At 31.6% G+C, this 24,628-nt stretch carries 24 protein-coding genes; 16 read left to right on the forward strand and 8 right to left on the reverse strand.

Features of this window, described 5'->3' with window-relative positions; all coding sequences use genetic code 11:
* Nucleotides 1-27: 27 nt before the first annotated feature.
* Together OCU55_RS17295 and OCU55_RS17300 are read right to left on the reverse strand one after the other, a co-directional pair.
* Complete coding sequence (locus OCU55_RS17295) at nucleotides 28-1,641, reverse strand: alpha-amylase family glycosyl hydrolase (protein ID WP_261853544.1); 1,614 nt, start codon at nucleotides 1,639-1,641, stop codon at nucleotides 28-30.
* Between the two features lie 180 nt (nucleotides 1,642-1,821).
* Complete coding sequence (locus tag OCU55_RS17300) at nucleotides 1,822-2,718, reverse strand: AraC family transcriptional regulator (RefSeq protein WP_261853545.1); 897 nt, start codon at nucleotides 2,716-2,718, stop codon at nucleotides 1,822-1,824.
* Between the two features lie 146 nt (nucleotides 2,719-2,864).
* Here OCU55_RS17300 and OCU55_RS17305 point away from each other — a divergent pair, with 146 nt between their 5' ends.
* The 11 genes from OCU55_RS17305 to OCU55_RS17355 all read left to right on the forward strand — a co-directional run bounded on the left by OCU55_RS17305 (nucleotide 2,865) and on the right by OCU55_RS17355 (nucleotide 14,501).
* Nucleotides 2,865-4,130 carry a glycoside hydrolase family 27 protein gene (locus OCU55_RS17305; RefSeq protein ID WP_261853546.1) on the forward strand — a complete coding sequence of 422 codons (1,266 nt, stop codon included), beginning with the start codon at nucleotides 2,865-2,867 and terminating at the stop codon, nucleotides 4,128-4,130.
* A 343-nt stretch (nucleotides 4,131-4,473) separates the two neighbouring features.
* Nucleotides 4,474-5,421: an ABC transporter substrate-binding protein gene (locus OCU55_RS17310; RefSeq protein WP_261853547.1), complete on the forward strand. Its 948-nt coding sequence runs from the start codon at nucleotides 4,474-4,476 to the stop codon at nucleotides 5,419-5,421.
* A 524-nt stretch (nucleotides 5,422-5,945) separates the two neighbouring features.
* Nucleotides 5,946-6,956 (forward strand): FecCD family ABC transporter permease, encoded by a 1,011-nt coding sequence (locus OCU55_RS17315; RefSeq protein WP_261853624.1) that lies wholly within the window; start codon nucleotides 5,946-5,948, stop codon nucleotides 6,954-6,956.
* Nucleotides 6,956-7,972 carry a FecCD family ABC transporter permease gene (locus tag OCU55_RS17320; protein ID WP_261853625.1) on the forward strand — a complete coding sequence of 339 codons (1,017 nt, stop codon included), beginning with the start codon at nucleotides 6,956-6,958 and terminating at the stop codon, nucleotides 7,970-7,972. Before OCU55_RS17315 ends, OCU55_RS17320 begins: the two co-directional genes overlap by 1 nt.
* A gap of 185 nt (nucleotides 7,973-8,157) precedes the next feature.
* Nucleotides 8,158-8,940, forward strand: a complete 783-nt coding sequence (locus tag OCU55_RS17325) for an ABC transporter ATP-binding protein (RefSeq protein ID WP_261853626.1) — start codon at nucleotides 8,158-8,160, stop codon at nucleotides 8,938-8,940.
* Between the two features lie 251 nt (nucleotides 8,941-9,191).
* A complete protein-coding gene (locus tag OCU55_RS17330) occupies nucleotides 9,192-9,629 on the forward strand; it encodes a LytTR family DNA-binding domain-containing protein (RefSeq protein WP_261853548.1) in 438 nt (145 codons plus the stop codon).
* A gap of 12 nt (nucleotides 9,630-9,641) precedes the next feature.
* The gene (locus OCU55_RS17335) at nucleotides 9,642-10,085 is read left to right on the forward strand and encodes a DUF3021 domain-containing protein (RefSeq protein WP_261853549.1); all 444 of its coding nucleotides are present in this window, start codon (nucleotides 9,642-9,644) and stop codon (nucleotides 10,083-10,085) included.
* A gap of 372 nt (nucleotides 10,086-10,457) precedes the next feature.
* The gene (locus OCU55_RS17340; protein ID WP_261853550.1) at nucleotides 10,458-11,258 is read left to right on the forward strand and encodes an SDR family NAD(P)-dependent oxidoreductase; all 801 of its coding nucleotides are present in this window, start codon (nucleotides 10,458-10,460) and stop codon (nucleotides 11,256-11,258) included.
* Nucleotides 11,259-11,481: 223 nt separating this feature from the next.
* Complete coding sequence (locus OCU55_RS17345; RefSeq protein ID WP_261853627.1) at nucleotides 11,482-12,687, forward strand: sensor histidine kinase; 1,206 nt, start codon at nucleotides 11,482-11,484, stop codon at nucleotides 12,685-12,687.
* Entirely contained in the window at nucleotides 12,674-13,327 is a 654-nt protein-coding gene (locus OCU55_RS17350) for a response regulator transcription factor (protein ID WP_280923808.1), read from the forward strand. The genes OCU55_RS17345 and OCU55_RS17350 overlap by 14 nt, the downstream gene beginning before the upstream one ends.
* A 349-nt stretch (nucleotides 13,328-13,676) precedes the next feature.
* On the forward strand, nucleotides 13,677-14,501 hold the full coding sequence (locus OCU55_RS17355; RefSeq protein WP_261853551.1) for an SDR family oxidoreductase: 825 nt from the start codon (nucleotides 13,677-13,679) through the stop codon (nucleotides 14,499-14,501).
* 525 nt (nucleotides 14,502-15,026) lie between these two features.
* Here the strand turns inward: OCU55_RS17355 and OCU55_RS17360 are convergent.
* Complete coding sequence (locus OCU55_RS17360) at nucleotides 15,027-16,013, reverse strand: carboxylesterase family protein (RefSeq protein WP_345795599.1); 987 nt, start codon at nucleotides 16,011-16,013, stop codon at nucleotides 15,027-15,029.
* Between OCU55_RS17360 and OCU55_RS24070 the strand changes: the two genes are divergently transcribed.
* The 3 genes from OCU55_RS24070 (at nucleotide 15,943) to OCU55_RS17370 (ending at nucleotide 17,225) form a co-directional block, all read left to right on the forward strand.
* Nucleotides 15,943-16,110, forward strand: coding sequence for an AraC family transcriptional regulator (locus OCU55_RS24070; protein WP_261856302.1), 168 nt, complete (start codon nucleotides 15,943-15,945; stop codon nucleotides 16,108-16,110). The genes OCU55_RS17360 and OCU55_RS24070 overlap by 71 nt on opposite strands.
* Before the next feature lie 39 nt (nucleotides 16,111-16,149).
* Nucleotides 16,150-16,497: a winged helix-turn-helix transcriptional regulator gene (locus tag OCU55_RS17365; protein WP_261853552.1), complete on the forward strand. Its 348-nt coding sequence runs from the start codon at nucleotides 16,150-16,152 to the stop codon at nucleotides 16,495-16,497.
* Nucleotides 16,498-16,718: 221 nt separating this feature from the next.
* Complete coding sequence (locus OCU55_RS17370; protein ID WP_261853553.1) at nucleotides 16,719-17,225, forward strand: cysteine hydrolase family protein; 507 nt, start codon at nucleotides 16,719-16,721, stop codon at nucleotides 17,223-17,225.
* A gap of 8 nt (nucleotides 17,226-17,233) precedes the next feature.
* On the opposite strand, the gene OCU55_RS17375 is transcribed toward OCU55_RS17370, so the two are convergent.
* Complete coding sequence (locus OCU55_RS17375; RefSeq protein ID WP_261853554.1) at nucleotides 17,234-18,118, reverse strand: LysR family transcriptional regulator; 885 nt, start codon at nucleotides 18,116-18,118, stop codon at nucleotides 17,234-17,236.
* Nucleotides 18,119-18,218: 100 nt separating this feature from the next.
* Here OCU55_RS17375 and OCU55_RS17380 point away from each other — a divergent pair, with 100 nt between their 5' ends.
* Both OCU55_RS17380 and OCU55_RS17385 read left to right on the forward strand, forming a co-directional pair.
* Complete coding sequence (locus tag OCU55_RS17380) at nucleotides 18,219-19,073, forward strand: sulfite exporter TauE/SafE family protein (protein ID WP_427847068.1); 855 nt, start codon at nucleotides 18,219-18,221, stop codon at nucleotides 19,071-19,073.
* A 2-nt stretch (nucleotides 19,074-19,075) separates the two neighbouring features.
* Nucleotides 19,076-19,435: a DUF1634 domain-containing protein gene (locus OCU55_RS17385; RefSeq protein ID WP_261853556.1), complete on the forward strand. Its 360-nt coding sequence runs from the start codon at nucleotides 19,076-19,078 to the stop codon at nucleotides 19,433-19,435.
* 144 nt (nucleotides 19,436-19,579) lie between these two features.
* Here the strand turns inward: OCU55_RS17385 and brnQ are convergent, their stop codons facing one another.
* The 4 genes from brnQ to OCU55_RS17405 form a co-directional block, all read right to left on the reverse strand.
* Nucleotides 19,580-20,938 (reverse strand): branched-chain amino acid transport system II carrier protein, encoded by a 1,359-nt coding sequence (gene brnQ, locus OCU55_RS17390; protein ID WP_261853557.1) that lies wholly within the window; start codon nucleotides 20,936-20,938, stop codon nucleotides 19,580-19,582.
* A 456-nt stretch (nucleotides 20,939-21,394) separates the two neighbouring features.
* Nucleotides 21,395-21,592 (reverse strand): hypothetical protein, encoded by a 198-nt coding sequence (locus tag OCU55_RS17395; protein ID WP_261853558.1) that lies wholly within the window; start codon nucleotides 21,590-21,592, stop codon nucleotides 21,395-21,397.
* Nucleotides 21,593-21,679: 87 nt separating this feature from the next.
* Complete coding sequence (locus OCU55_RS17400) at nucleotides 21,680-22,423, reverse strand: flavodoxin family protein (protein WP_261853559.1); 744 nt, start codon at nucleotides 22,421-22,423, stop codon at nucleotides 21,680-21,682.
* Nucleotides 22,424-22,433: 10 nt separating this feature from the next.
* Nucleotides 22,434-24,620, reverse strand: coding sequence for an ATP-binding cassette domain-containing protein (locus OCU55_RS17405; RefSeq protein ID WP_261853560.1), 2,187 nt, complete (start codon nucleotides 24,618-24,620; stop codon nucleotides 22,434-22,436).
* Nucleotides 24,621-24,628: the final 8 nt, after the last annotated feature.

Here is a 24,628-nt window from a genome sequence, read left to right on the forward strand (position 1 = left end):
CAATTTTTATCTAAAAGAACTATATAGCTATTTAACATTCTTAATTATTAAAATTTCACCTTTTTTTAGCTTTAGTTCTTTAGATATATCAACATTACCTGATGAGCCTTGTGAAGAATAAAGTATCTCACCTTTAATAGGAGAAAGGCTTATGGTTTGATCTTCATCATTGCCATTGATAAATACACTTATATTTTCATCTTTATAGCTTCTAGTGAAAGTAAATACCTTAGAATTACCAGTATTTAAAGCTTCAAAGCTACCATATCTTAAGGTAGGATTATCATTTCTAAGTTTAATGAGACCTTTATAGAAGTTCAAAAGTGAATCCTTATTTTTTTCTTCAAGTTTTACAGCTATGGATTTGTTATCATTACTTACCGCAGTCCAGCTTGTATTTTTTGATTTATCCTTGTTATCCCATATGAAAGGTTCTCTTATCTTTTCGTCCGGTTTTACTCCAGTCATTCCTGTCTCTTCACCATAATAGATGTAAGGAGTACCTGGAAGTGTAAGCAATATAGCTGCAGCAGTTTTACATTTGTCCACTGAACCTAAGGTACTCATGATTCGATTCATATCATGATTACCTAAGAAAGTACTGTCTAGATAATCTTTGTTTTTTGATTGAGCAACCGATTGCATAGAAAAATATGAGGAAGCTAAATCTTTAAAGTTATTATCCTTAACTGAATTGACGATATCAGTACTTAAATCAAAATTAAAACAAGAATCCAGTGCTGTTAAGTAATCAGAAACCACTTCTGTTTTATCCCAAACTTCACCTACTAGTAAAGCATTTTTGTTTACACTCTTTACATAGCTGTTAAACTCTTTCCACCACTTAAGATTTTTATCCAGCTCGCCATCATATATATGCCTTGCTGCATCTAAACGGAAGCCGTCCATACCCATATCAAGATAGTATTTAGCAATATCTTTCACTTCTTTTCTAACATCAGGATTATCGTAGTTTAAGTCAGGCATGTCTTCTGCAAATATTCCATAGTATATGTTATCCTTGCTAGCAACTCTCCAAGGCATAGTATTTATACTAGAATATTCATTTAGCTTATTGGAGTATTGGGTCCAAAGATAATAATCTCTGTATTTGCTATCTTTGTTATTTAATGATTCCATAAACCATGGATTTTTAGTGCTGGTGTGGTTTATTACTAAATCCATATATACTGCAATGTCTCTTTTATGAGCTTCGTTTATAAGACTATATAAATCATCCATTGTGCCGTATTTCTTTCTAACATTGTAATAGTCAGATACATCATAACCGTGATAGCTTGGACTTTCGTTTATAGGCATAAGCCATATGCCTGAGATGCCTAAATCCTTTAGATAATCTAATTTTTGCTCTACACCTTTTAAATCACCGAGGCCATCACCATTACTGTCATTAAAGGATGCTACAAAGATTTCATAAAAAGTTCTATCTTTATAACTCTTATTTGTAGGATAGCTTACTTGAGTATAACTTTTATGAGTTGCATTTAATAGTTTTTCATTTGCTTCTTTATCATATTTAGTTTTAGTACTTCTAGGTAAGAATAAAAATACAATTAAACCGATTACAATAGCTGCAAAGATATAGATGGATATTGTTCGTAAAGTTAGTTTTTTCCTCATTGACATTCCCCCTTTTACTTTTAAAATATATAATAATTATAATTCACAGTAATTGGGTATTCAATTGTGATAACTTATAGAAAAAGTTGAAACACTTCAATCCCAAATCTATTGTTCAAAACTCCTCTGGGTTCTGAGAGGAGAATTTGAAAATATAAGTTTAAGTATGAAGTGATTCATCTAAAGCTTAAGTAAGTAGCTATTTACCTCGAAATGTTCTTCCCTAAATCTTCCTGGTGAAATACCAAGATATTTTCGGAATACTTTACTAAAGTAGTTCTCGCCAGAAAAACCAACTTTTTTGGCAATGATGTCAATAGACATAGTATCTTTAAGCAGTAATTCAACTGCTTTTTCAAGCCTTATTTTAGTTAGATAATTCCAAGGGGGAGTACCAACTATATTGTTAAAAGTTCTATTAAAGTGAAATTTAGACATACTTGAGACTTTTGCTAGATCATCTAAAGTAAGTTCTGTAGAAAAATTATGCTCAATAAAATTTATTACATTCTCAATACTTGAGCTATATTTGCTATTAATAGTAGTTTCTAAAGCAGCCTTACTTCTATGTAATTCCATTATGAAATTGTATGCAAAGGAAGAAGTTTGATAACCATCTTCTATATTGTTGTTTACTGCATCCCAATAAACCTTCCAAAGGTAAGTCATAACTGGAGAATCAGATGATAGTTTAAATACATTTCCATAGGAACTTAATAGATCAGTGCAGTGATCAATAGAGCCTTTTCCATATAAATGTATATAGATAAACTCCCATTTGTCACTGTCTTCAGGTAAGTAATAATGATGATTATCTGGGATTTTTACTAAGAAGGCGTCACCTTTCTTTAGGGCATATACTTTATCACTTATGCGAATTTCACCAGAGCCTGATAAAGTATATTGAAAGATGCAGTGTTCATTGTCATCTTTTCGTTTCATACCATCCCAGCTATAACTTTTTGAGGTGCGTATCTCCCAGCCTATTGATTTTAATTGATAAGGAGAATTTTTAGGTGAATTTAGAAAATGAAAACCAAAAGAATTTAGGTATTTTGTAGAATTATCATTAAGCAATATTTTACCCTCCAAAAGCATTATATTACAATTGTCCAATACATACACAGGTGATAACATAAACTTGTAATTATATTTTAAGCAATATTGTACTGTTAATCAATGTTTATAGATCTAAGAACATATATAAAAGGGAGAGAATTTAAATGAGTAAAAGTATAGCGTTAACACCTCCAATGGGATGGAACAGTTGGGATTGCTATGGTGCAAGTGTAAGGGAAAATGAAGTTAGAGGCAATGCAGATTATATGGAAAAACATCTAAAGAAATATGGGTGGGAGTATGTAGTTGTAGACATACAATGGTATGAGCCTACAGCAGATTCAACTGAATATCATCCATATGCACCTCTTGATATGGATCAGTATGGAAGACTTATACCTTCAGTAAATAGATTTCCTAGTGCTAAAGATGGTAATGGATTTAAAGCTTTAGGTGAGTATATTCATAGCAAGGGACTTAAGTTTGGTATCCATATTCTCAGAGGAATACCAAAGCAGGCGGTAAAGGCAAATACTCCAATACTAGGTACTGATAAGTTTGCTAAAGACATTGCAGATACTAACTCAATATGCCCATGGAACACTGATATGTATGGTATTGATGCTACAAAGGAAGGCGCACAAGAGTACTATAATTCAATAATAAATATGTATGCAGAGTGGGGATTTGATTTTATAAAGGTAGATGACTTATCTTTTCCTTATGCAAAAGGGGAAATTGAACTTATAAAGAATGCCTTAGATAACTGTGGAAGAGATGTGGTATTTAGTTTATCCCCAGGATCAGCACCTTTGGAGGAAGCAGAACATTTAAAGGTACATGCAAATATGTGGAGAATCTCCGGAGACTTCTGGGACAATTGGGAGCAGCTTTATAAACAATTTGAGCTTTTAGGAAATTGGAATGAACATATGGGAGCATCACATTGGCCAGATGCAGACATGCTTCCTTTTGGTCATATTTGCCTTAGAGAACATCAATTTGAAGGCAAAGGAAAATGGACTAACTTTACTAGAAGAGAGCAAAGAACACTTATGACCTTATGGTGTATTGCACGTTCACCGCTTATGTTTGGTGGAGTGATGACTGACAATGATCAGTGGACCTTAGAGCTTATAACCAATGAAGAGGTTCTTAATGTATTAAAATATTCTAATTCAAACAAACAGTTTTATAAAGATGAAGATAAAGCTATATGGACAGCCAAAGGCAAAGACGGAGAAAATTATGTAGCTTTGTTCAATATATCTGACATAGATAGTCAAGTGGAGTTAGATTTAAGAGAAGTAGGAATTGAAAAAGTAGATACAATCAGAGATCTATGGCAACATGAAGACTTTAAAGTTTCAAGTGGAATATTAAGCAATAAAATAAAAGCACATGAAGCTAAGTTTTATAAGATAAAGTAGATCAATATTTATCAAGGTAAATTAAAGTTATACTGTTATATTATTCAATAACAATGTTAAAAATTAAACTTAATAAATTTTGGAGAAAAGGTAATTGATGCTATAAAAATTATATAGCTCAGTTATCTTTTTTTTATTTACCTCTTTTTATTCTATTGAAAAATAATAGGTTAGAAGCGGTAGGTATAAAATTTTATTAATCTTAGGAAGATAATTACATTGACATAAAAACCAATTTTGGTATAATGATTCTTGGTAACAGATGAAAATGATTATCAATACAATATAGTTTGATAATAATCAAACAAAATATGTTTAAGGTAAAATTGTAGGAGGAATAGTAATGAAAAAAAAGAGTGTTTTAGGTTTATTATTAGCTACAGTACTTTCAATAGGAGTATTGGCTGGATGTTCATCGACAAAGAAGGAAGAAACTAAAAAAGAAAGCGATACAAAGGTAGTAAGCACTGTAAAGGGCGATGTTACTATACCAACAAATCCAAAAAGAATAGTTGATGTTTCAGGGTCAAGTGAAGCACTTGCAATACTTGGAGATATTCCAGTAGCAACTGCTAATGTTGATTCATACAAGACAACAGAAGTTCCAGAATACGTTAAAGATAAGCTAGGAAATGCTAAGGTAGTAGGACATTCAATGACAGATACTATGGATGTAGAAGCTATCATTGCTACTAATCCAGATTTAATTATAATGAGTGAAAGACAAAATAAGATATACGATCAATTAAAGGCAGTTGCTCCAGTAGTTGTACTTAAGGATTACCAAAATGATTGGAGAACAAATATTACTGATGTAGCAAAGATATTAGGAAAAGAAACAGAAGCTCAAAATTGGTTGAAAGATTATGATACTAAGGCACAAGCAGTTGGAAAAGCTATAGCTGAAAAGAATGGCGATAAAACTACATACTTAACAGTACTTGCAAGTGCAGGAAAGTTCTATGTTTTAACAGGTGCTGGAATAGGTTCAATGTTATATGATGATATGAAATTAGCTAAGCCTACAAATCTTCCACCACAAGAAGGAATAAGCTTACCAGTTGTAACTATGGAAGGTTTAGCGCAAATACAATCAGATTATCTAATCGTAATAGCAACTGATGCAGATTGGAATGACTTACAAAACAGTGCAGTATACAAGAATCTAAAGGCTGTTAAGGATGGAAAAGTTACTAAGCTAGAAAGTGCTCCTTACTTCGTACAAGGATATCAACCAATAGGAAAAGAAAAACTTCTTGATGGCATCAAAGAAAAATTAGCAGGTAAGTAATTTGATGCGTTGAAATTAATGTATCACTCTTCCGATACTTGGATGAGCTACGCAAAGAATTTATATTATTTTTCTTCAATGAAGTGCCTAAAACTGTAAACTCACTTCGTTCGAACAGTATAGTTTTTTAACGGCACTTCATCTCTAAAAATTATTAAATTCTAGTTGCTTGCTCATATAGTATCTCCATAGTAATACTTTAATTTCAATAACAAATTGCATGTAACATTATAAAATATAAAAAAATTAGGATGACTAGAAATAGGATGTGAACTTATATGTAATCTGTTTTTAAAATTCCGAAGGTTGTGAACGGAAATTTTGAAGATATAGACTAATTAATAAAGTTATGCATCTGTATAAATAAGGTCATCCTAAATTGCATTTATAACATTTTGCCCAAATGTGTTTTGAGTAGAAATTGAGATTTATAAAGCTGAAGAGATCATAATTTCTATGAACAAAATACGTTATCTTTGTTTTAGAGGAGGATAAGCACATCAATGATTTTAGCTGAAAAAGGTATGAATGAGGAAAATAAGAAATCTAGGATTGTAGCAGCATCACTAATTATAGTTATTGGAGCTGCTGTTTTATTATTTGGAATAGGGTTATCTATGTCTCTTGGAGCAAAGCATATTAGTTTGGATACAGTTTTCAATAGTATTTTTTTCTCTAAAGACAATGTTGATAATCAAATAATTAGAGATTTAAGAATGCCAAGAGCCATTGCAGCTGCATTAGTTGGAGGTTTTTTAGCTGTTTCAGGAGCTGTAATGCAAGGGATTACAAGAAATCCTATAGCAGAGCCCTCAATTATGGGAATAACTCAAGGAGCTACATTTACAATCGCAATTGCATTTTCTATGCAGCTAAATATTGGAGGATTTGGACTTATGATATTTGCTTTTGCAGGAGCAAGTATAAGTGGCATATTGGTGTATTTTCTAAGTTCAAAATCAATTAAAGGAACCGATCCAGTAAAGCTTGCATTAGCAGGAACTGCAATAGGAACTCTTCTCATATCTTTAGCAACTGCTATTGCCATGTATTTTAATTTATCACAGCAGTTGAGCTTTTGGATTGCAGGCGGACTTACAACAGCTAAATGGCAAGGAGTAAAGCTTCTTGGAATGGTAGGCTTAATAGGTGTTGTGATGGCAATTATAGTATCACCAAAAATAACTATTTTAAGTTTAGGTGAAGAAATAGCTATAGGCCTCGGACAAAAGATAAATTTAATAAGACTTATAGGTATTGTTATAGTCATTATGCTTTGTGGTGCTTCCGTATCAGTTGCTGGTAATGTGGCTTTTGTAGGACTTATAGTTCCACAGATAGTGAAAGGATTAGTTGGCCCAGACTATAGATATATAATTCCATGTTCGCTTATAGTAGGCGCTGCACTTGTGGTCTACTGTGATATTGCTGCAAGGATGATTAATCAGCCTTACGAAACTCCCATAGGTTCCTTGATAGCACTAATAGGTGTACCGTTCTTTATATACCTTGTAAGAAAGGGGGATAAAATTTGATGAACATATTAAGTGGAAATAAAAGATTTAGAAATATATCAATTTTATTAACTGCACTTATAGTAATTAGTTTTATAGTAAGTCTTAATATGGGTTCTTTATCTATAAAACCAATTGATGTTCTGAAAACCCTTATAGGAAAAGGAACACGAAAAGATGAATTGGTACTATTTACTCTCAGATTACCTAGAATAATAATTGCAGTTTTAGTTGCTATAGGCTTATCAACTTCAGGAACCATATTACAAGGGATAACTAAAAATGATTTGGCTGATCCAGGAATATTAGGAATCGGTTCAGGTGCTTCACTTGCAGTTGTAGTGTACATATATTTTACCAGTGGAAATACATATGCTGTTATAAGTGACATAACTATATATACAATGCCAATTTTGGCTCTTACTGGAGCTTTTATTGCTGCAGCTTTGATATATTCCTTGGCATGGAAAAAGGGAATAAATCCATCTAGGCTTATATTAGTTGGAATTGGCATAAATTCTGCGTTTACTGCAATGCTTATAATATTCCAACTTAAGTTTACTACTCAAGAGTTTAATAGAGTTATGGTATGGATCTCTGGAAGCATATGGGGAGCAAATTGGAAATACGTAATTGCAACACTTCCATGGATAGTTATATTTTTAGTACTTACATTATATAAAGCAAGATATCTTGATGTACTCAATTTAGGTGATGAGCTATCAACTGGACTTGGAGTAAAAGTAGAAAAAGAAAGAAGAAAATTGCTATTTTTTGCTGTAGCTTTAGCTGGAGCAGCCACTGCAGTTTCAGGTACAATTTCTTTCTTAGGTTTAGTTGCACCACATATTGGAAGAAGATTAGTTGGTCCCAAACACAAGGTTTTGATACCAACCTCAGCTCTTATAAGTATTTTTCTATTTTTAGTTTCGGATATAATAGCTAAAAACTTACTAGCACCAGCGGAGATACCTGTTGGAATAGTGTTATCAATTATAGGAGTTCCTTATTTCGTATACCTAATGCTTAAGCAATAGGTGTTATTAAAGTATCTTGTTGAAATTAAGTGGTCACACATACGATGCTTTAATGAGCTTAAGCAAAGAATTAATTTTAAAAATATCGTTAAACATGGACTATAAAAAGTTATTTGAATTTTAATGAGATAGACGCTAAAAGTTAATGTATATATTGCTGGAGGTAAATCATGAGTAACATAAATATGAATATTATAAATACAGAAAATCTAGATATATCTTATGGTAATTTAGATATAGTTAAAGGATTAAATCTAAATATACCTAAAGGAAAGATAACAACTATAATAGGAGCAAACGGTTGTGGGAAATCCACTATTTTAAAAACCTTAGCCAGAATCTTAGAACCTAAAAGTGGTGCTATTTATATAGATGGAAAAGATATAAAAAAGCAGGATTCTAAAGAAATTGCAAAGGTTATGGCTGTGCTTCCACAAAGTCCTCAAGCACCAAATGGGCTGCTTGTAGAAGAACTTGTTGCTTACGGAAGATTTCCTCATCAAAGTGGTTTTGGAAAGCTTCAAAAGGAAGATAGAGAAATAATAAATTGGGCTTTGGAAGTTACAGGAATGAAAGAATTTAAATCTAGACCAATAGAAGCTTTATCAGGAGGGCAAAGACAAAGAGTGTGGATCTCAATGGCTTTGGCTCAGCAAACAGACATATTATTACTAGATGAACCTACAACTTACTTGGATTTAGCTCATCAGTTGGAGATATTAGAACTTTTAAAGGATTTAAATGAAAAACAAAATAGAACAATAGTAATGGTAATCCATGAGCTTAACAATGCAGCTCGATTTGCTGATTATATGGTTGGAGTAAAAGAAGGAAACATCGTTTGTGATGGAAGCCCAGATGAGGTCATGACTAAAGAGAACCTTAAAGTACTATTTAATATTGATGCAGAGATTGTAAAAGATCCTAGAGAAAATAAACCAGTATGTATAACCTATGATTTGCTTTAAAATCATAGGTTATTTTAATGTAAATTACTATTTTTCATTATTTCATTATTTCATTATAAATTTGTTCGAGTTTAGTATTATCATAAAAAACTTAATCATTTGCATGACAAAATGTATGTTAATATGCAGCATATACTTACAACAAAACAACTTACCTCTCAAAAAATGTAGCTTACTATATAGGTGGTTGAATGTAGAGAGTTACTAACATATACTGAAAACATAGAAAGAGAAGTGAGGGGGGAAGCCAATTGAAAGTAACTATTGAAAATATCCCTGACGGAAGTGAACCTGAAATAATAGTAAGATGCAATGAACTTGATGAATCGTTATTACAGATGATTCATTATATTAAAGCCTCTTCTAAAAAGATTATTGGGCTTACAGGATTACAAATGCATGTTATCAATCCTAAAGATGTATTTTATTTCGAATCAGTAGACAATAAAGTATTTATTTACTGTAAAGAAAAGGTTTTCGAATCTAAGCTTAGACTTTATGAAATTGAGACAGAATATGTGAATCTTGGCTTTTTTAGAGCATCGAAATCTACTATCCTTAATATTTCCAAAATAGAATCTGTAAGTCCGATTTTTTATGGCAGATTTGAAGCTTTGTTGCAAAATGGAGAAAAGGTATTTATTTCAAGACAGTATGTTCCAATATTAAAAAAAGAATTAGGTTTATAAGGAGGCTGCGCTATGAAAATTAATGAGTATTTGAAATTTATGTTGAAAGATTTTTTAAAAGCTTTTGGGTTCTTGATGATCATTGTCACAATATACTTCAGTAGTAACTCTATAACAGTAATCGAAACTTCACTACTTTGGCAAATTATATTAGTGAGTTCAGCATATGTATTTTTCAAGTTTGCCTTTGTAAATAAATATGATTTAGATAAAAAGACTCAAAATATTAACCTGTTTGTCTGCTCTACACTTGCAGATGTTGCTATATTAGCTTGGTTATGGCTATTTAGTCCAAATAGAGCCGTTGATAGTAATACTATGATATTATATGCAATCATAATTTTTTCTGTTAAAGTATTAGTTTTTTCGATGATGCATATAGACGGCCAGTCACAGGCAAAGCAACTCAATGAAAAATTGAATGAATATAAAAAAGAGTCAGCAAGTAAGCTTTAATGAATTCTTAAATATATCACTCCACTAAAGAACGGATAAAATGTGAGAAGCAAAGATTCTTTGAAAAAGAAGCTTTGCTTCTTTTTCGCATTTATATTACATTGCCTTAAAGTACATTAACCTATGCCCTAAAGTACAATTGTTCAAGTTATTCATTGGTTATATGATAAAACTATAGTTTTTATAGATAGACCAGTTCCAAATAAAATTTATAAGTCAGGTAGTTTATCTATATAAAGATGAAACACTTCGATCTGAAATCTATTTGAAAAACTCTTCTGGATTCTGAGAGAAGAATTTGAAAATATAAATTTAAATATGAAGCGGTTCATATATAGGAGTATAAAAAATAGGTAATTGGAGGGTAATATAATGAAAGTAGTAAATAAAAATATAGTGATTACTGGTGGGGGAAATGGAGTAGGAAGAGAATTAGTTCTTAATTTATTATCAAAAGGAGCAACAGTAATAGCAGTTGATATAAATCAAGCTGGACTTCAAGAAACCTTCAGAATTTCAGGTGATAATGAAAGATTATTAACTAGGATTGTGGACATAACAGATAAAGAAGCTGTAGCTAGCTTTGCAGAAGATATCATTTCGAAACTTGGACATGTTGATGGAGTGATTAATAATGCAGGGATTATTCAACCTTTTATACAGTTAAAGGATTTAAAACTAGAACAGATTGATAAAGTAATGAGTGTTAATTTTTACGGAACATTATATATGACAAAAGTATTTTTAAACCACTTATTGACTAGACCAGAGGGGCATATTGTAAACATTGCAAGTATGGGAGGATTTCTTCCTGTTCCTGGGCAAAGTTCCTATGGTTCTTCAAAAGCAGCGGTAAAGTTAATGACAGAGGGCTTGTATTCAGAACTATTAGATACCAATGTACACGTAACTCTTGTATTTCCAGGAGCAATGGCAACAGATATAAAGAAGAATTCAAAGCTTACTGATAAAGGTGTCACTGAGGAAGAAAAGAATTCTAAGATGCTACTTAAACCAGACACTGCGGCAGAATTAATTATCAAAGGTATGGAAAAGAATAAGTATAGTTTCTGTATTGGTAAGGATGCTAAAGCTATGAATTTCCTTTATAGTATGAATCCAGGCTTTGCAACTCGATTAATTAAACGTGTGATGGGATCAAAGGAACACTAAGAATACATCCTATGGCAAGGCTGATTTTAATAATAGAAAATATATAGGTGACAGCTAGCTTTATAGTTAGTTGGCACTATTGTTTTGCATAAAATGAAGAAGTAATATGCCCAAAGGTACAATTGTTATGCCTACGAATTTATTATAATATAAAATATAGATATTCATATAAAAATATACGTATAATAACCTTATTTAAAGGAAGGTGCTAGATTTGCGCAATATGTTTAAATCAACCTTTACGCCAGATTCGGATGAAACTATTTTTCCAAAGACCCCGATAGTAGTGGGTATTATTTTAATTTATCTGTCTACAGTTTTTGTTCCAAACTCACATAATTTACATTTAAATGAAGTTATAGGAATTACCATAGTAATGATGATTCAATTGTTTGTATTTTGGTTTTCTAGTAATATATTTAAAAATAAATATTGGCTTTACTTTGTTATACAAGGGATAATAACTTTTGACTACGCAATTATAGCACCAGAAGCTTATAAAACTATAGTTCTTGGGTTAACACCACTTTTTATTATTCAAAGTATGATAGTTTATACAAATGCTATTAAAGTGGTTGGTATAGCTATTTCTTTTTATAGTATATTTAGCTGCACAATTATAATACTTAATGGAGTTAGAGAGTTAGTTCAATCTTTTCCTTTACTTATAGTAATCACAATAGCTATGCGTGCATATTCGATCATATTTTTTAATCAAGTAAAATTAAGAATTCAGAGTCAAAAAGTCTCACAAGAGTTAGCGTTGGCCTATGAGAAGGTGGAGGAATTAACCTTAATTAATGAAAGACAGAGAGTTGCTAGAGATTTGCATGATACATTATCTCAAGGTATTGCAGGAACTATAATGCAATTGGATGCAGTAAATGCCAATTTAAATAACAATAACGTAAAACGTGCTCAAGAAATAGTTCAAAAAGCAATGGAACATGCCAGAAAAACATTGGCAGATTCAAGACTTGTTATTGATGATTTGAGAGCTCAAACTAATAAGAAAATGGGTCTTAAAGAAGCATTAGAAAAAGAAATTTCTAGTTTTAAGGGCATGTCTAGTACTTCAATAACATCAAGTTTTATATTAGATTATGATATATCTGAAAATATTTCAAAACATATTTTATATGTTGTAAGAGAAGGTTTAAATAATATTGCTAGGCATGCAGAGGCTGAAAATGCTGTAATTGAGGTAAGAGAAAATGAGCATCAAATAAACATAAGCATCAGTGATGATGGAATAGGTTTCGATGTTAAGCTTTTGGATAGGCTGTTTGGGCATTATGGAATAATAGGAATGACTGAGCGTGTAAAAGCAATTAAAGGAAAGATTAAAATAAAGAGTAGAAGAAAAGCTGGCACAAATATAAACATCATTATACCAATTGAGAAAGGAATTACTGATGAAAATGAATAAGAGAAGGATATTGGTAGTAGATGATCATTTGATAGTTAGAGAAGGGCTAAAGCTTATTTTTGAAACAGAAGAAAACTACGAAGTTGTTGGAGAAGCTGAAAATGGAGACAAAGCATTGATACTAATTGAGGAGTTAAAACCTGATGTGGTTTTAATGGATTTAAATATGCCGAAAAGAAGTGGGCTGGAAGTGATAAAAATATTAAAGGAAAAAAACAATACGGTCCCTATAATTATTCTAACAACCTTTAATGATGATAAATTAATAAGAGATGGACTTTTCTTAGGTGCAAAAGGTTATTTGTTAAAAGATAGTACCCGTGAAGAGCTTATTAGAACAGTTGAATCTGCAATAAGGGGAGAAGTATTGCTTCAACCTGAAATTAGTAAGAGTATTTTCGGTACAAAAAATGAAACAGGGCAAAAAAATAATACTATTAATAACTCAATAACAGAAAGAGAAATGTTTGTTTTAAGAGCTGTTGCAAGAGGATGTACGAGCAAGGAAATAGCCTTTGATATGGGGATATCAGAAAGAACAGTTAAAGCTCATCTAACCAATATTTATAGTAAGCTTAATGTTGAGTCAAGGTCAGAAGCAGTTGCAGTTGCCATAGAAAATGGAATTATCCGAATGTAAAAATAAAACTAATAGCGAGTCTAAGTCCCATAAGATTGCGAAGCAAGTTGCGTAATTTTGTGGGATTTTTCACCAGAAAGAAAATTATAAAATTTTCAAGATAGCTAAACCAAAGATCACAATCCTTTTAGAAGTTTTTTATTTAGATGCATTACGTTAATATAATGACATCTTTCCTAAAAGTACAATATATTTTGCCCTAAGGTACAATAGTTCAGCCTTATAAATTGATATAAGATAAATTTATAAAATGCATACAGAAAGTAATCTAATAGGTAGAGAAAAATAATTAAAGTAAAAAACTTTATGGTATAGCCTGAATTTAGAAAAATACAAGGAGTGTTGTTATATGAAAAAAGTATGTGTAATCACAGGCGGCGGCAGTGGAATGGGCCTTGCTACTGCTAAGATAATTGGTAAAGAGAATTACATTATCATTGTAGGGAGATCAATTAAAAAGCTGGAAGGTGCATTAGCTGAGTTAAGAGCTGAAGGAATTGAAGCAGAATCCTTTGCCTGTGATATTTCTGATAGAGCTGCAGTTGATATACTAGCAACATATGCAAAAGAAAAAGGAAAAATTTCATCTGTAATTCATGCTGCAGGTATGTCCCCACATATGGGAGAAGCAAAGAAGATAATGGAGGCAAATGCTCTAGGTACAATTAACATAAATGAAGCTTTTTATAATGTGATAGAAGAAGGTTCCTGTATTATAGATGTATCATCAATGTCAGCTCATCTTACTCCTAAAATTATTATGCCTGAGCGTAGTTATAAATATAGTAGAATTGATAAAGTACTTTTTATGAGAAAAATGATGGCGAGAGTGAATCTTTTTCCAAAGAAACTTAGATCAAGCGTGGCATATGGTATTTCTAAGCATTTTGTTATTTGGTATGCAAAAACTGATGCTGCTAAATTCGGGAAGAAAGGAATTAGATTAATTTCTATATCTCCTGGTAACTTTGAGACTCCTATGGGAGATCTAGAAAAGGAAAGTGCTTCAGAGTATACAGAATATTGCGCAATAAAACGCTTTGGATATGTTGACGAAATTGCAAATCTATTTTCCTTCTGTGCCAGTGATAAATGCGGCTATTTAACTGGAGTGGATATACTTTGCGATGGCGGATGTGTGGCTTCAGGCTGTAATCCTTTGAAGATGAGGTAATTAAGTAGAAAATAGAAGGTAAACAACTCTATTATATGATTTGTTTTTAATACAAAATATTGAAATTTAAAGTTTAGATTTCAATATATAGGTACTAAATATCAAAATGAATAACTTGTATTGTAAGAAATAGTCTTCATAATATCTACATAATTTTGGATTATAAATAAAATATAACTTGTAGGAGGTGTTGAAATGATAGGACAAACTTTGGCTGAATGCATTCATATGTGTGGTATGCATGGACAAGATTTAGCAAATTGTATTTTGACAATGTTAGGTATAAAATAAGACACTTTATATTTCCATTAGTAAGACTGGTGATTTAGATTTCTCGCTAGTCTTTTACTTTGTGATGGCGAATGCGTTGCATCAGGATTTAATCCAATTAATACGAGATAATCCAGATGTATTAAAAATACCGTATTATTCACCAAAAATAATACGGTAATGAATCTTGCGTGACTATTTGCTTAATGAGGCTATTTTTGTGTACTTAGAATTTGACTTTTTTAAAGTTTAATATTAAATACCAAGAAGATTTCCGTAGTAATCTTTCCAGAACTTATTCTTTGCTTCGCTAAATTTTGTATTATATACAGTGTCACCAAAATTTATAAAGGAAGTATTTCCGTTATAAGCAGCCCAGTTAGGGAGGCCTTTACCATTTGGATTTCCTGTTTTTGCGAAGTTAACTAGATAAGAAGACATCTTATCTCCAAGATTAAAGTCTGTCTCAGTCCAGTATGAATTTCTTTCTGATGAAAAATGATTTAGAAAGTATGGAACATCTGCAGTGTGGAATACACCAAACACTTCTGACTGTACACCTGGCATTACATGAGTGAACTCATAAATATATGTTGGATTAGTATATTTTAAAGTTCTCGCTTTAGCTAGAGCAGTCTGCAGTGCCATCATTCCGTCTTGATTTATTGCATTAAATTCATTAATAGCTTCATCATTATTTATAGGATAAGCAGCAAGGCATTCATCGGCATATGCTCCAAAAGTACTTTTAATAGTTGAGAGTAGCTCATCTTTTTTCATAGTTGTAGGATTTGAAAATGGAGCTTTAGGAAGAACAGAGAATAATAGAGTGTCCCCAGTAACCATTCCAGTGATCAAATTGACATCATTGGCAGTACCGGCTTTAAGCATATCTATTTGATTAGCAGGAACTACATTGCCGTCAATACAAGGACCAGAACTATAATTATTAGATAGAGCCAATAGTTCATCAGTTGACATCGAACGCATATCTTTTAAGGTTTTTCCTTTAAACAGTTCTGAGGAAGTAGTTTCTTTATTCTTCATAGTATCAAGCTTAGTTGAGATATAATTAAAACTCATAGCAACAGCATTTTTAAATAGTCCCTTAGCTTTTGGTGTCATTGTTAAAACTTCGACAGAAGCTGAGCCAGCGGATTGACCTGCAATAGTGACATTATTAGGATCTCCACCAAATTTAGAAATATTTTTCTTAACCCAAGTAAAGATTTCAGAGCTTATAGGATATAATTCAAGTGACCACTTTTCTAGAACTTCTAAGAAATATTATGACTGTTCGCCTTATCAATATAGGCAAAGATATGTTTTAGAAAGATAAATTATAAAGATTATAGTAAATTTTGAAAGGAGAATTAAGGTGAAAGTTCGTAAAGAGTATACTTGTCCTTTAGAAATTACCCATGACATTCTAAAAGGTAAGTGGAAAACAGTTATTCTTTGGCAGCTAGGGGATATTGGAAAGGCCTCTTTATCCAAGCTAGAAAAAGATATAAAAGGGATAAGTCAGAAGATGTTATTACAGCAGTTAAATGAATTAAGAGAGTTTGGGTTAGTAGATAAAATACAATACGAAGGTTATCCACTTAAAGTAGAGTATTTTCTTACAGAAGATAGAGGAAAGAAAATTTTAATGGCTCTAGCCATTATGCAAGAGATAGGAAGAGAATACATAAATGAGCAAGTAAAAAACATTGATGCAGATTGAGGTATCAATGTTTTTTTATTTGATTAGATAGTAATGTGATATGGTCAGGTTTAGGTGTAGATATTCCATACACACAAAAAAGTGGGTAATTCCTAAGTTGAATAATCCATGTTATTATCTTTTCATATCATATATATGGAATTTAAATGGCTTAACATAATTATGTATCTATCTTTAGAAATAAAAGTAATAAATCAATATAAAACTTGGAGGTTTTAGAAATGAAAAAAGCACTTATAGTTATCGATTTACAAAATGATTACTTTGCTGATGGGAAGTTTCCTCTGTGGAATACTGAAGATACTCTGAACAATATAGAAAAAGCTATTGAAAGGGCTATTAACAATAGCATCCCTATAATTTTAGTTCAACATATTTCAGGCAGCAGTTCTCCATTCTTTAATGAAGGCACGGAAGGCGTAGAAATCCATCCAAGAATACTAAAAGCTGCCCTAAATGCGAAAAAAGTTATCAAGAAAACTGCAGATAGCTTCTATAATACAAATTTAGAAGAAGTTTTATCAGAGCTAGAAATAGAAGAACTGCTTGTTTGTGGTATGATGACTCAAAATTGTGTTGTTTTCACAGCTATTTCTAAATCAGCAGAAAAATATAAGGTAAAGATTATATCTGACTGTTGTACAACTGTAAGTCAACCAATACATGCAATAGCTTTAAGCGGAGTTTCAACTCGTATAGAGCTTACAAATTATGAACAAGCTTTATAATTTCTTAATTAATCTTTGTTTTCAGAAGTACCACCTTTAAAGGTTTTTAAAAAGTGTTTAGCGGCAGTAGAAAGATATCTATTTTTCACCCATATTGCTGCAATTTGTGTCTGTAAGACTTTCTCATTAATAGGTTTATATTTAAGTGTTGTACTTCCAACAAGTTTTATGGCTGCTTTAGGAACTAATGCGATACCAATACCTGATTCTGCCCAAAGAAGAGTTGATCTTGCATCATCGGTCTTGCATATAATATTTGGTTTAAAGCCTGACTTTTCAAAGGTTTCTATTATTAAATTTTCAAACCTTCTATAGATAATTAGTGGTTTGTTTGCGAGATCAGCAAGTTCAATATAATCTTTGGAGGAGAACTCTTGCATGTCAACAGATACAGCTATCATAGGCTCAAGTGGCATATAGATATAGTCAAAGGTACCCATGTTGAAAGGCGTTCGTACTACACCTATCTCTATAATGCCGCTATTTAATATTTCTAAGATTCTATAGGTATTGCCTTCCCAGATTTCAAAGTTTATTTGTGGAAAGTTTTCATTGAACTTCTGTATTCGTTCTGGAAGAAAAGTTGCACCTGAGGAGGATACGGTTCCGATAGATAAAGTTCCTTTGAGACCATTATTAAAGTCTTTTAACTCCTTAACTGCCGTGTCAGTCAATTCTAAAATATGGTCAGCACGTTTTTTTAGTTCCTTACCTGCGTCCGTAAGCTGAATACTACGACTTCCTCTTTCTACAAGTTTTACACCAAGCTCTTCCTCAAGGAGTTTTAGCTGTTGGCTAAGTGGAGGTTGAGCCATATTAAGTCTTTTTGCAGCACTAGTAATCTGTCCTTCTTCTGCAATTGTTATAAAATATCTTAATTGTCTTATGTCCATAATTTAAATCTCCTTAAAACTTTCCATATGTTTTAAATATGATTTTGATATTAAATAGATATTTTTAATATATCACTTATAGATTTATAATGATATAGAAATGATAAAAAGGAGATGTTTTTTTGTGATAACTTCATTATATATACTTTTAATTTCAGTGGTAGCAGGGACACTTGGATCAATATTAGGTCTTGGTGGAGGCACAGTTATTACCCCTGCACTTACTATGCTTTTTGGAATTGATATAAGATATGCAATTGGTGCTAGTCTTATTTCTGTAATTGCCACTTCTAGCGGTTCTGCAGTGGCTTATATACGTGATAAAATTACAAATGTGAGAATAGGGATGTTTCTTGAGATTGCAACTACTACAGGTGCAATAACGGGAGCCTTTATTGGTGGCTTGATAGCTCCGAATCTACTCTATGTACTATTTGGATTTTTGTTATTATATTCAGCTGTAATGATGCTTAAAAGAAGAAATGAAGAACTACCACAAAATGTGAAACGTTCTCCACTTTCTGAGAAATTTAAGCTAAATGGTCAATATTATGACAAGGCGCTCAAGAAGGATGTAGCCTATAACGTGGATAATGTACAGGGAGCTTTTGGAGTAATGTACGGAGCTGGAATAATATCAGGACTTTTGGGTATAGGAAGCGGAAGTTTCAAAGTTATGGCTATGGATATGTTTATGAAATTACCTTTAAAGGTATCAAGTGCAACCAGTAATTTTATGATGGGAGTTACAGCAGCTGCTAGTGCAGGAGTATATCTTTTAAGAGGAGAAATAGATCCTAAAATAGCTGCACCTGTTGCGTTAGGTGTACTTGCTGGGGCAACTTTAGGGACAAAGATAATGCAGAGAATGAAAAGTAAAACTATAAGGAAAATATTCATACCTTTTCTTGCATACATCGCCATTCAGATGATTATTAAAGGAGTGAGGGTATAATTATGGAAGAAGATAAAATTGCTGCCGTAGAGATTACAATAAGCAAGATGTTAAGAATAGGAGTAGTATTGAGTGCTACCGTAATAATTATAGGACTTATTATGTTCTTAATAACTGGTAAAAGTGGATATTGTGGTAATACTTACCCAACAACAGTTGGAGAAATATTTAGTGGTCTTCTACAATTTAAATCTTATGGAATAATAATGACAGGGCTATTATTGTTAATAGTAACTCCTATATTCAGGGTAGGAGTATCAATTATTGTATTTATGAAAGAAAAGGACTATATGTATGTAAAAATTACTGCTACAGTCTTCATTATATTAATATTAAGCTTTGCTATGGGGAAGGTTGGATAATGAACATAATATTATGCCTTAAGTCTGTTCGCAGAATTATCCACAGTTATAATTAAGAGGTAAATTCCAGAAGAATAAAAAATCACTTCCGTATTAATTTACGGAAGTGATTTTAGTTTATGACATTTTCTTACTTTTTACTATCTATATAGCATTGTTATTTTTTCCACCAACTACCCAGATAATTAAACCAATAATGAATCCGCAAAGTGCAGGGATAACCCACCCAAATCCGTAATTATATCCTGGTAAATATGAAGTTGCGAAAGTGACAAGCTTTGTAACTACAGCATTTCCAGCAAGAGGCTGAGGTAGTGCTTTTAAAAGGTCAAAGAATGCTGCAACAACAGTTAATCCAGTAGTCCATTTGTATATATCGCTTTGCTTATTTATAAATGGAGCTAATAGAGATAATAAAATTAAAGTAATTACTAATGGATAAAGGAACATAAGTACAGGAATTGAGAATTTTATAAGATTACTTAAACCAAAGTTAGCTATTACAAATGAGAAAAGTGTAAAAGCAATAGCATATTTCTTATAAGAAACAGTTTTTGGAAACATTTCACTGAACATTTCAGCACATGAAGTTATTAAACCAATAGCTGTTTTTACACAAGCAACACCTACAATAGCAGCTAACAATACTTGACCAACAATACCAAAATAATGATTGCTAACCAGTGACAAAATAGTTCCGCCGTTATCTGCGCGGCTTACACTGCCTAAACTTGTAGCACCCATATAAGCCAAGGAAGCATATATAATAGCCATACCTACAACACTTACTAAACCTGATTTACAGGTTTCAATAGCAATCGAATTAGAATCTTTAACACCTAATTTTTGAATATTAGAAATAATAATAATTGAGAATGCAACAGAAGCTAAAGCATCCATAGTGTTATATCCATCTAATAAACCAGTGAATAATGGCTGAGCTACATAATTACCTTGAGCAGCATAATTATTTGCATGTCCCATTGGACTTATGAATGTAGCAATTAATAAAACCGATAATAATACCAAGAAAATAGGTGTAAGATATCTACCTACCCAATCTAAAATCTGACCTGGCTTTAATGAGAAATAAATAGTAATAGCAAAAAATATAAATGAGAAAATAATAAGTCCTATTTTCAAATATTCGTCAGAAATAAATGGATGAATTCCTACCTCAAATGCCACTGTAGCAGTACGAGGAATTGCGAATAATGGACCGATTGTTAAGTACAATAAACATGTAAATATAGTTGAATACTTGGAACTAACTGGTTTTGCCATATCAAATAAGCTTTCGCTTTTTGAAAGAGCCGAAGCTATGATACCAAGGATAGGTAGTCCTACACCAGTGATTAAAAATCCAATAGTAGCTGTAAAAGCATGATTTCCAGCTTGTTGTCCCATTTGAACTGGAAATATTAAGTTACCTGCACCGAAAAATAGTCCGAATAATAATGAACCTATTAGCAAGTTTTGATTGAAACTTAGCCTCTTTTTCATATGTTTTCCTCCTTCTTTTATTGCCATATTTAAGTATTGTGTAGCAATATGGCATTAATATTTAATATTATCAAAAATAATTTTTATATTATAAAGTGTATGTATATATCATTTTTTTGATAATACCGTAATTCATTGTTTTATTATAATATATTTATGCAAATTAGTAAATTTCATCTTATTATTGCATTAAGTAAGTGTAATTCGTAAATATAAAGTTAATTTATTGCAAAATTATTATTGTACTCAATAAAGGAAAAACGACAAAACTATTTTATTAGTAATTTATTAATGGAAGAAAACAACAGTTCAATTGTAGATTTATATAATGATGCATTCGTAGAAGAGATTTCTATAGAGTAAAGAAAAATATTAGAAATATGAATAGAATTTTATTGAAAAAATGCCTACAGAATTGGAACTGATAAGTAGTCCAATTTACTGTAGGCAGTTTAATTATTCACGAGACATATTACTAACCATTAATCCTGCTCCTATTGCAACGCTAATTGAGAAGCAGAGGGTGAAATTGTGTGTATAAACTCCAACAATAATACCAATAGCAATACATATTGGTAGTGGGATGATCTTCAAAAAGCGTTTTCTATCTATAGTTTTATTAGTGTTCTTATGGTCTTCATCATTAATTTTCATATAAATTTCTCCAATCTAATTTTGAGTAGTTGTTGTTTTATTGTAAGCTAAATAATTTTTACGTTCGTAATTTATAAGATTATTATTTTAAGATTTTAGACTGTAAATCTTATTAAGGAGGTCATTATAATTATCGCTTTCTAAATATCTATTTTCTTTCCAATACGAATATTCCGCATTTTGTATATTATTGGCTTCTAACTCTAATATAAAATTCTTTAAATGTTGAAATAATGATTCTTGAGTATTAGTAGCTGCTACTGGTTTATCATGAATCAAATGGTCGTAGATAAGTTCACTTAGTGATGTAATATCAAGATTTTCAAAAGTATCTTCTAGCGTAATGGGATTATTTAGTTTCAATGCCTTAAAGTTACAAATTACATGTAATCCGCAAAATTGCATAAATTTATTAAGATAGCCATTGACGAATTCATTGCCGTTAGAGTCGGAAGTAGAAATAGTTACTCCAAGTTTTCCTGCAAGTCTAAAAATATGCATCCAATAAGAAATTCTGTCGAGAAACACTTTCATATTTCCCGTTACATTGTGACCATAGACAGGACTTGCTAATATAATCAAATCTGATTGTAGCATTTCGTCTTTAATTAATCCCATTGCATCAGTTGAATCATGTGGACAGAAGCCCCTAGAAAAGCAGCACCCGCATCCATAACAAAAATCTATCTTTACTTCATCTGATGATAAAAGATTGTATTGAATCTCACCAGCACTTAATAAAACCACTTGATCCAATACTAGCTTTACCAGCTTACGGGTATACGAATTCGATCCGTTTTGACTTCCAATATACGCAAATATTTTTTTCATAAGCCCCTCCTTAGTTTGTGATAAGCCTTTTATTATAATTTTGAGTTGATTGTTGTCTTAGTACAAAGTCAAAAAACATTCCTTTTTTATCTATTAAGGATTCATATGTTCCTTCTTCAATTATCTTTCCGTTGTTCATCATGATAATTTTGTCGCATTGCTGAATTGTAGATAGTCGATGAGCTACTACGATTTTAGTGCAATTTAATTTTTCCAGTGAGTGAGTTAGCTTTTCCTGTGTTATATTGTCAAGAGCAGAAGTTGCTTCATCTAAAATAAGAATCTTAGGTTTTGAAACAATAGCTCTTGCAATCAAAATTCGCTGTTTTTGTCCACCAGATATTGAGCCATCTCCTTCACTTATTACTGTAAACATCCCCATTGGCATATTGCGAATATCGTCACCAATTCCAGCAATTTCAGCTGCTTCCCAGGCATCCTCCATTGTTAGATTAGGTTCAAAAAATGTGATGTTTGCAAAAATACTATCAGCCAATAATTTGCCATCCTGTAATACTGTGCCAATCTGTTTCCTAAGATTTTTCAGATTCATTTCATTAATATTAATGTTATCATACAAAACTGCTCCGCTTTGTGGAAACTCGAATCCTAGTAATAGGCGAAGAAGAGTGCTTTTTCCACACCCGGTAGGCCCAGTTATAGCTATATACTGACCACTTTGTATCTTGAGTGAAAAATCATCAAAAATATTAGAACTAAGCAGACTATATTTAAAACAGACATTCTTAAGTTCTATATTGCCACTTAGATTTTTAATAATATGTTTGTTACCTGATGAATCAGGGACAGCACATAAAATAGGGTTTAGAAGTTCGATTGTAGCATAAAACTGAGCAAATATGATTGATATGTCAGAAGCAGATGTAAGCGCAGCCGTAATCATACCAAATGAAATTGTAAATGACATAAAATCGGCAATAGATACATTGGTAATAGCTGCGATGTAGTACAATAATATAGTTGCTGCATAAGAAGCTACTGTACTAAAATGCGGCTGTAATTTTAAAATGAGTGGGGGATTATATAGTAGTTCAGCAGATTTTTTGTATGCTTTATCCCAATGAGTAAATGCTCTTTCCTCTGCTCTAGCAAGCTTGATTTTTTGTATTCCAGATAACAAAGAGAAAAAAATACTGGAGACATTAACATCGTTTCTAGTTAATTTCATATATACCTTAATTTGAAAAACAATAAATATTAAGATAAATACAATCATAAGTATTGTTACTGTGGCTGTTGGTATAGCTAAAGTAGGTGTAATATTTGCAATTTGAATTATATAGACTAACGAGAATATAACTGGAAGTACAGTTGTGAATATAGAATCAATCATTTGTGAGATCACAGCAATAAATCCTTGCAATCGCTTAGATATATCTCCTGATGAATATTCCTTGAAAAATGAAACCGGTAATGACAATATCCTATCAATTAGAGCATTTTGAGTTGAAACTGAAATTATAGTTCTGATATTACATAGTATTGAGCGGCTTATGATTGAAAACAAAATTGTTGAAAATGAGATACCAACTAATACACAGGCTGCTGATAATAATATTTTAAACGAATTATTAGGTATGACATTGCTGAAAATAAATTGATTCATTTTAGGTAATACAAGCCCAAGTGATGTTACAACCAAATAAGACAGCAATAACATGATATATTTTGGTAAAGGCACAGATTTTAAAGTGTAGTTAATTAGGTCTGAAATATTAATCGCACTATGTGGCAAAGATTTACAAAAACAAAAGGCTTCATTTTCAAATAATTTTGCGGATTTTTTAGTTACATTATATCTCTTTTTTGTATTACAGTTGATATAAATATATCCAGATGTTATTTTGGGGACAAAAACTACTATTTCCCCAGTCTGCATTTTGCCTACCATAGCGCCCATACTGTTTTTATACCAATCATTTTTTAATACAATAGAGCGATATATTAATCCTTTTATTGGCATCAAGTTTATTATCATATGTTCCATAGTTTCATATAGTATATGTGAATCGGTTAAAGTATCAACTTTATAGTATTTTAAAATCAAATTAAATGCTAATCTATATTGTTGATTGTTCCGTTCTTCATTGTAATGAGGGATTTCATTGAGTGGATTTTCGGTTTCAAAATTATTTAATGTGTTTGTAATATTTATATCATTTTTATATAGATTCATTTATATCA

Origin of the sequence: Clostridium folliculivorans, from assembly GCF_024341905.1 — a bacterium.
Lineage (GTDB): Bacteria > Bacillota > Clostridia > Clostridiales > Clostridiaceae > Clostridium_AR > Clostridium_AR folliculivorans.

Excerpts from the sequence above, each read along its gene's own strand:
- OCU55_RS17295 (WP_261853544.1), bottom strand. The coding sequence starts at position 1,641 with ATGAGGAAAAAACTAACTTTACGAACAATATCCATCTATATCTTTGCA.
- OCU55_RS17305 (WP_261853546.1), top strand. The coding sequence starts at position 2,865 with ATGAGTAAAAGTATAGCGTTAACACCTCCAATGGGATGGAACAGTTGG.
- OCU55_RS17310 (WP_261853547.1), top strand. The coding sequence starts at position 4,474 with ATGAAAAAAAAGAGTGTTTTAGGTTTATTATTAGCTACAGTACTTTCA.
- OCU55_RS17315 (WP_261853624.1), top strand. The coding sequence starts at position 5,946 with ATGAATGAGGAAAATAAGAAATCTAGGATTGTAGCAGCATCACTAATT.
- OCU55_RS17320 (WP_261853625.1), top strand. The coding sequence starts at position 6,956 with ATGAACATATTAAGTGGAAATAAAAGATTTAGAAATATATCAATTTTA.
- OCU55_RS17325 (WP_261853626.1), top strand. The coding sequence starts at position 8,158 with ATGAATATTATAAATACAGAAAATCTAGATATATCTTATGGTAATTTA.
- OCU55_RS17335 (WP_261853549.1), top strand. The coding sequence starts at position 9,642 with ATGAAAATTAATGAGTATTTGAAATTTATGTTGAAAGATTTTTTAAAA.
- OCU55_RS17340 (WP_261853550.1), top strand. The coding sequence starts at position 10,458 with ATGAAAGTAGTAAATAAAAATATAGTGATTACTGGTGGGGGAAATGGA.
- OCU55_RS17345 (WP_261853627.1), top strand. The coding sequence starts at position 11,482 with ATGTTTAAATCAACCTTTACGCCAGATTCGGATGAAACTATTTTTCCA.
- OCU55_RS17350 (WP_280923808.1), top strand. The coding sequence starts at position 12,674 with ATGAAAATGAATAAGAGAAGGATATTGGTAGTAGATGATCATTTGATA.
- OCU55_RS17355 (WP_261853551.1), top strand. The coding sequence starts at position 13,677 with ATGAAAAAAGTATGTGTAATCACAGGCGGCGGCAGTGGAATGGGCCTT.
- OCU55_RS17370 (WP_261853553.1), top strand. The coding sequence starts at position 16,719 with ATGAAAAAAGCACTTATAGTTATCGATTTACAAAATGATTACTTTGCT.
- OCU55_RS17375 (WP_261853554.1), bottom strand. The coding sequence starts at position 18,118 with ATGGACATAAGACAATTAAGATATTTTATAACAATTGCAGAAGAAGGA.
- OCU55_RS17380 (WP_427847068.1), top strand. The coding sequence starts at position 18,219 with ATGATAAAAAGGAGATGTTTTTTTGTGATAACTTCATTATATATACTT.
- OCU55_RS17385 (WP_261853556.1), top strand. The coding sequence starts at position 19,076 with ATGGAAGAAGATAAAATTGCTGCCGTAGAGATTACAATAAGCAAGATG.
- brnQ (WP_261853557.1), bottom strand. The coding sequence starts at position 20,938 with ATGAAAAAGAGGCTAAGTTTCAATCAAAACTTGCTAATAGGTTCATTA.
- OCU55_RS17395 (WP_261853558.1), bottom strand. The coding sequence starts at position 21,592 with ATGAAAATTAATGATGAAGACCATAAGAACACTAATAAAACTATAGAT.
- OCU55_RS17400 (WP_261853559.1), bottom strand. The coding sequence starts at position 22,423 with ATGAAAAAAATATTTGCGTATATTGGAAGTCAAAACGGATCGAATTCG.
- OCU55_RS17405 (WP_261853560.1), bottom strand. The coding sequence starts at position 24,620 with ATGAATCTATATAAAAATGATATAAATATTACAAACACATTAAATAAT.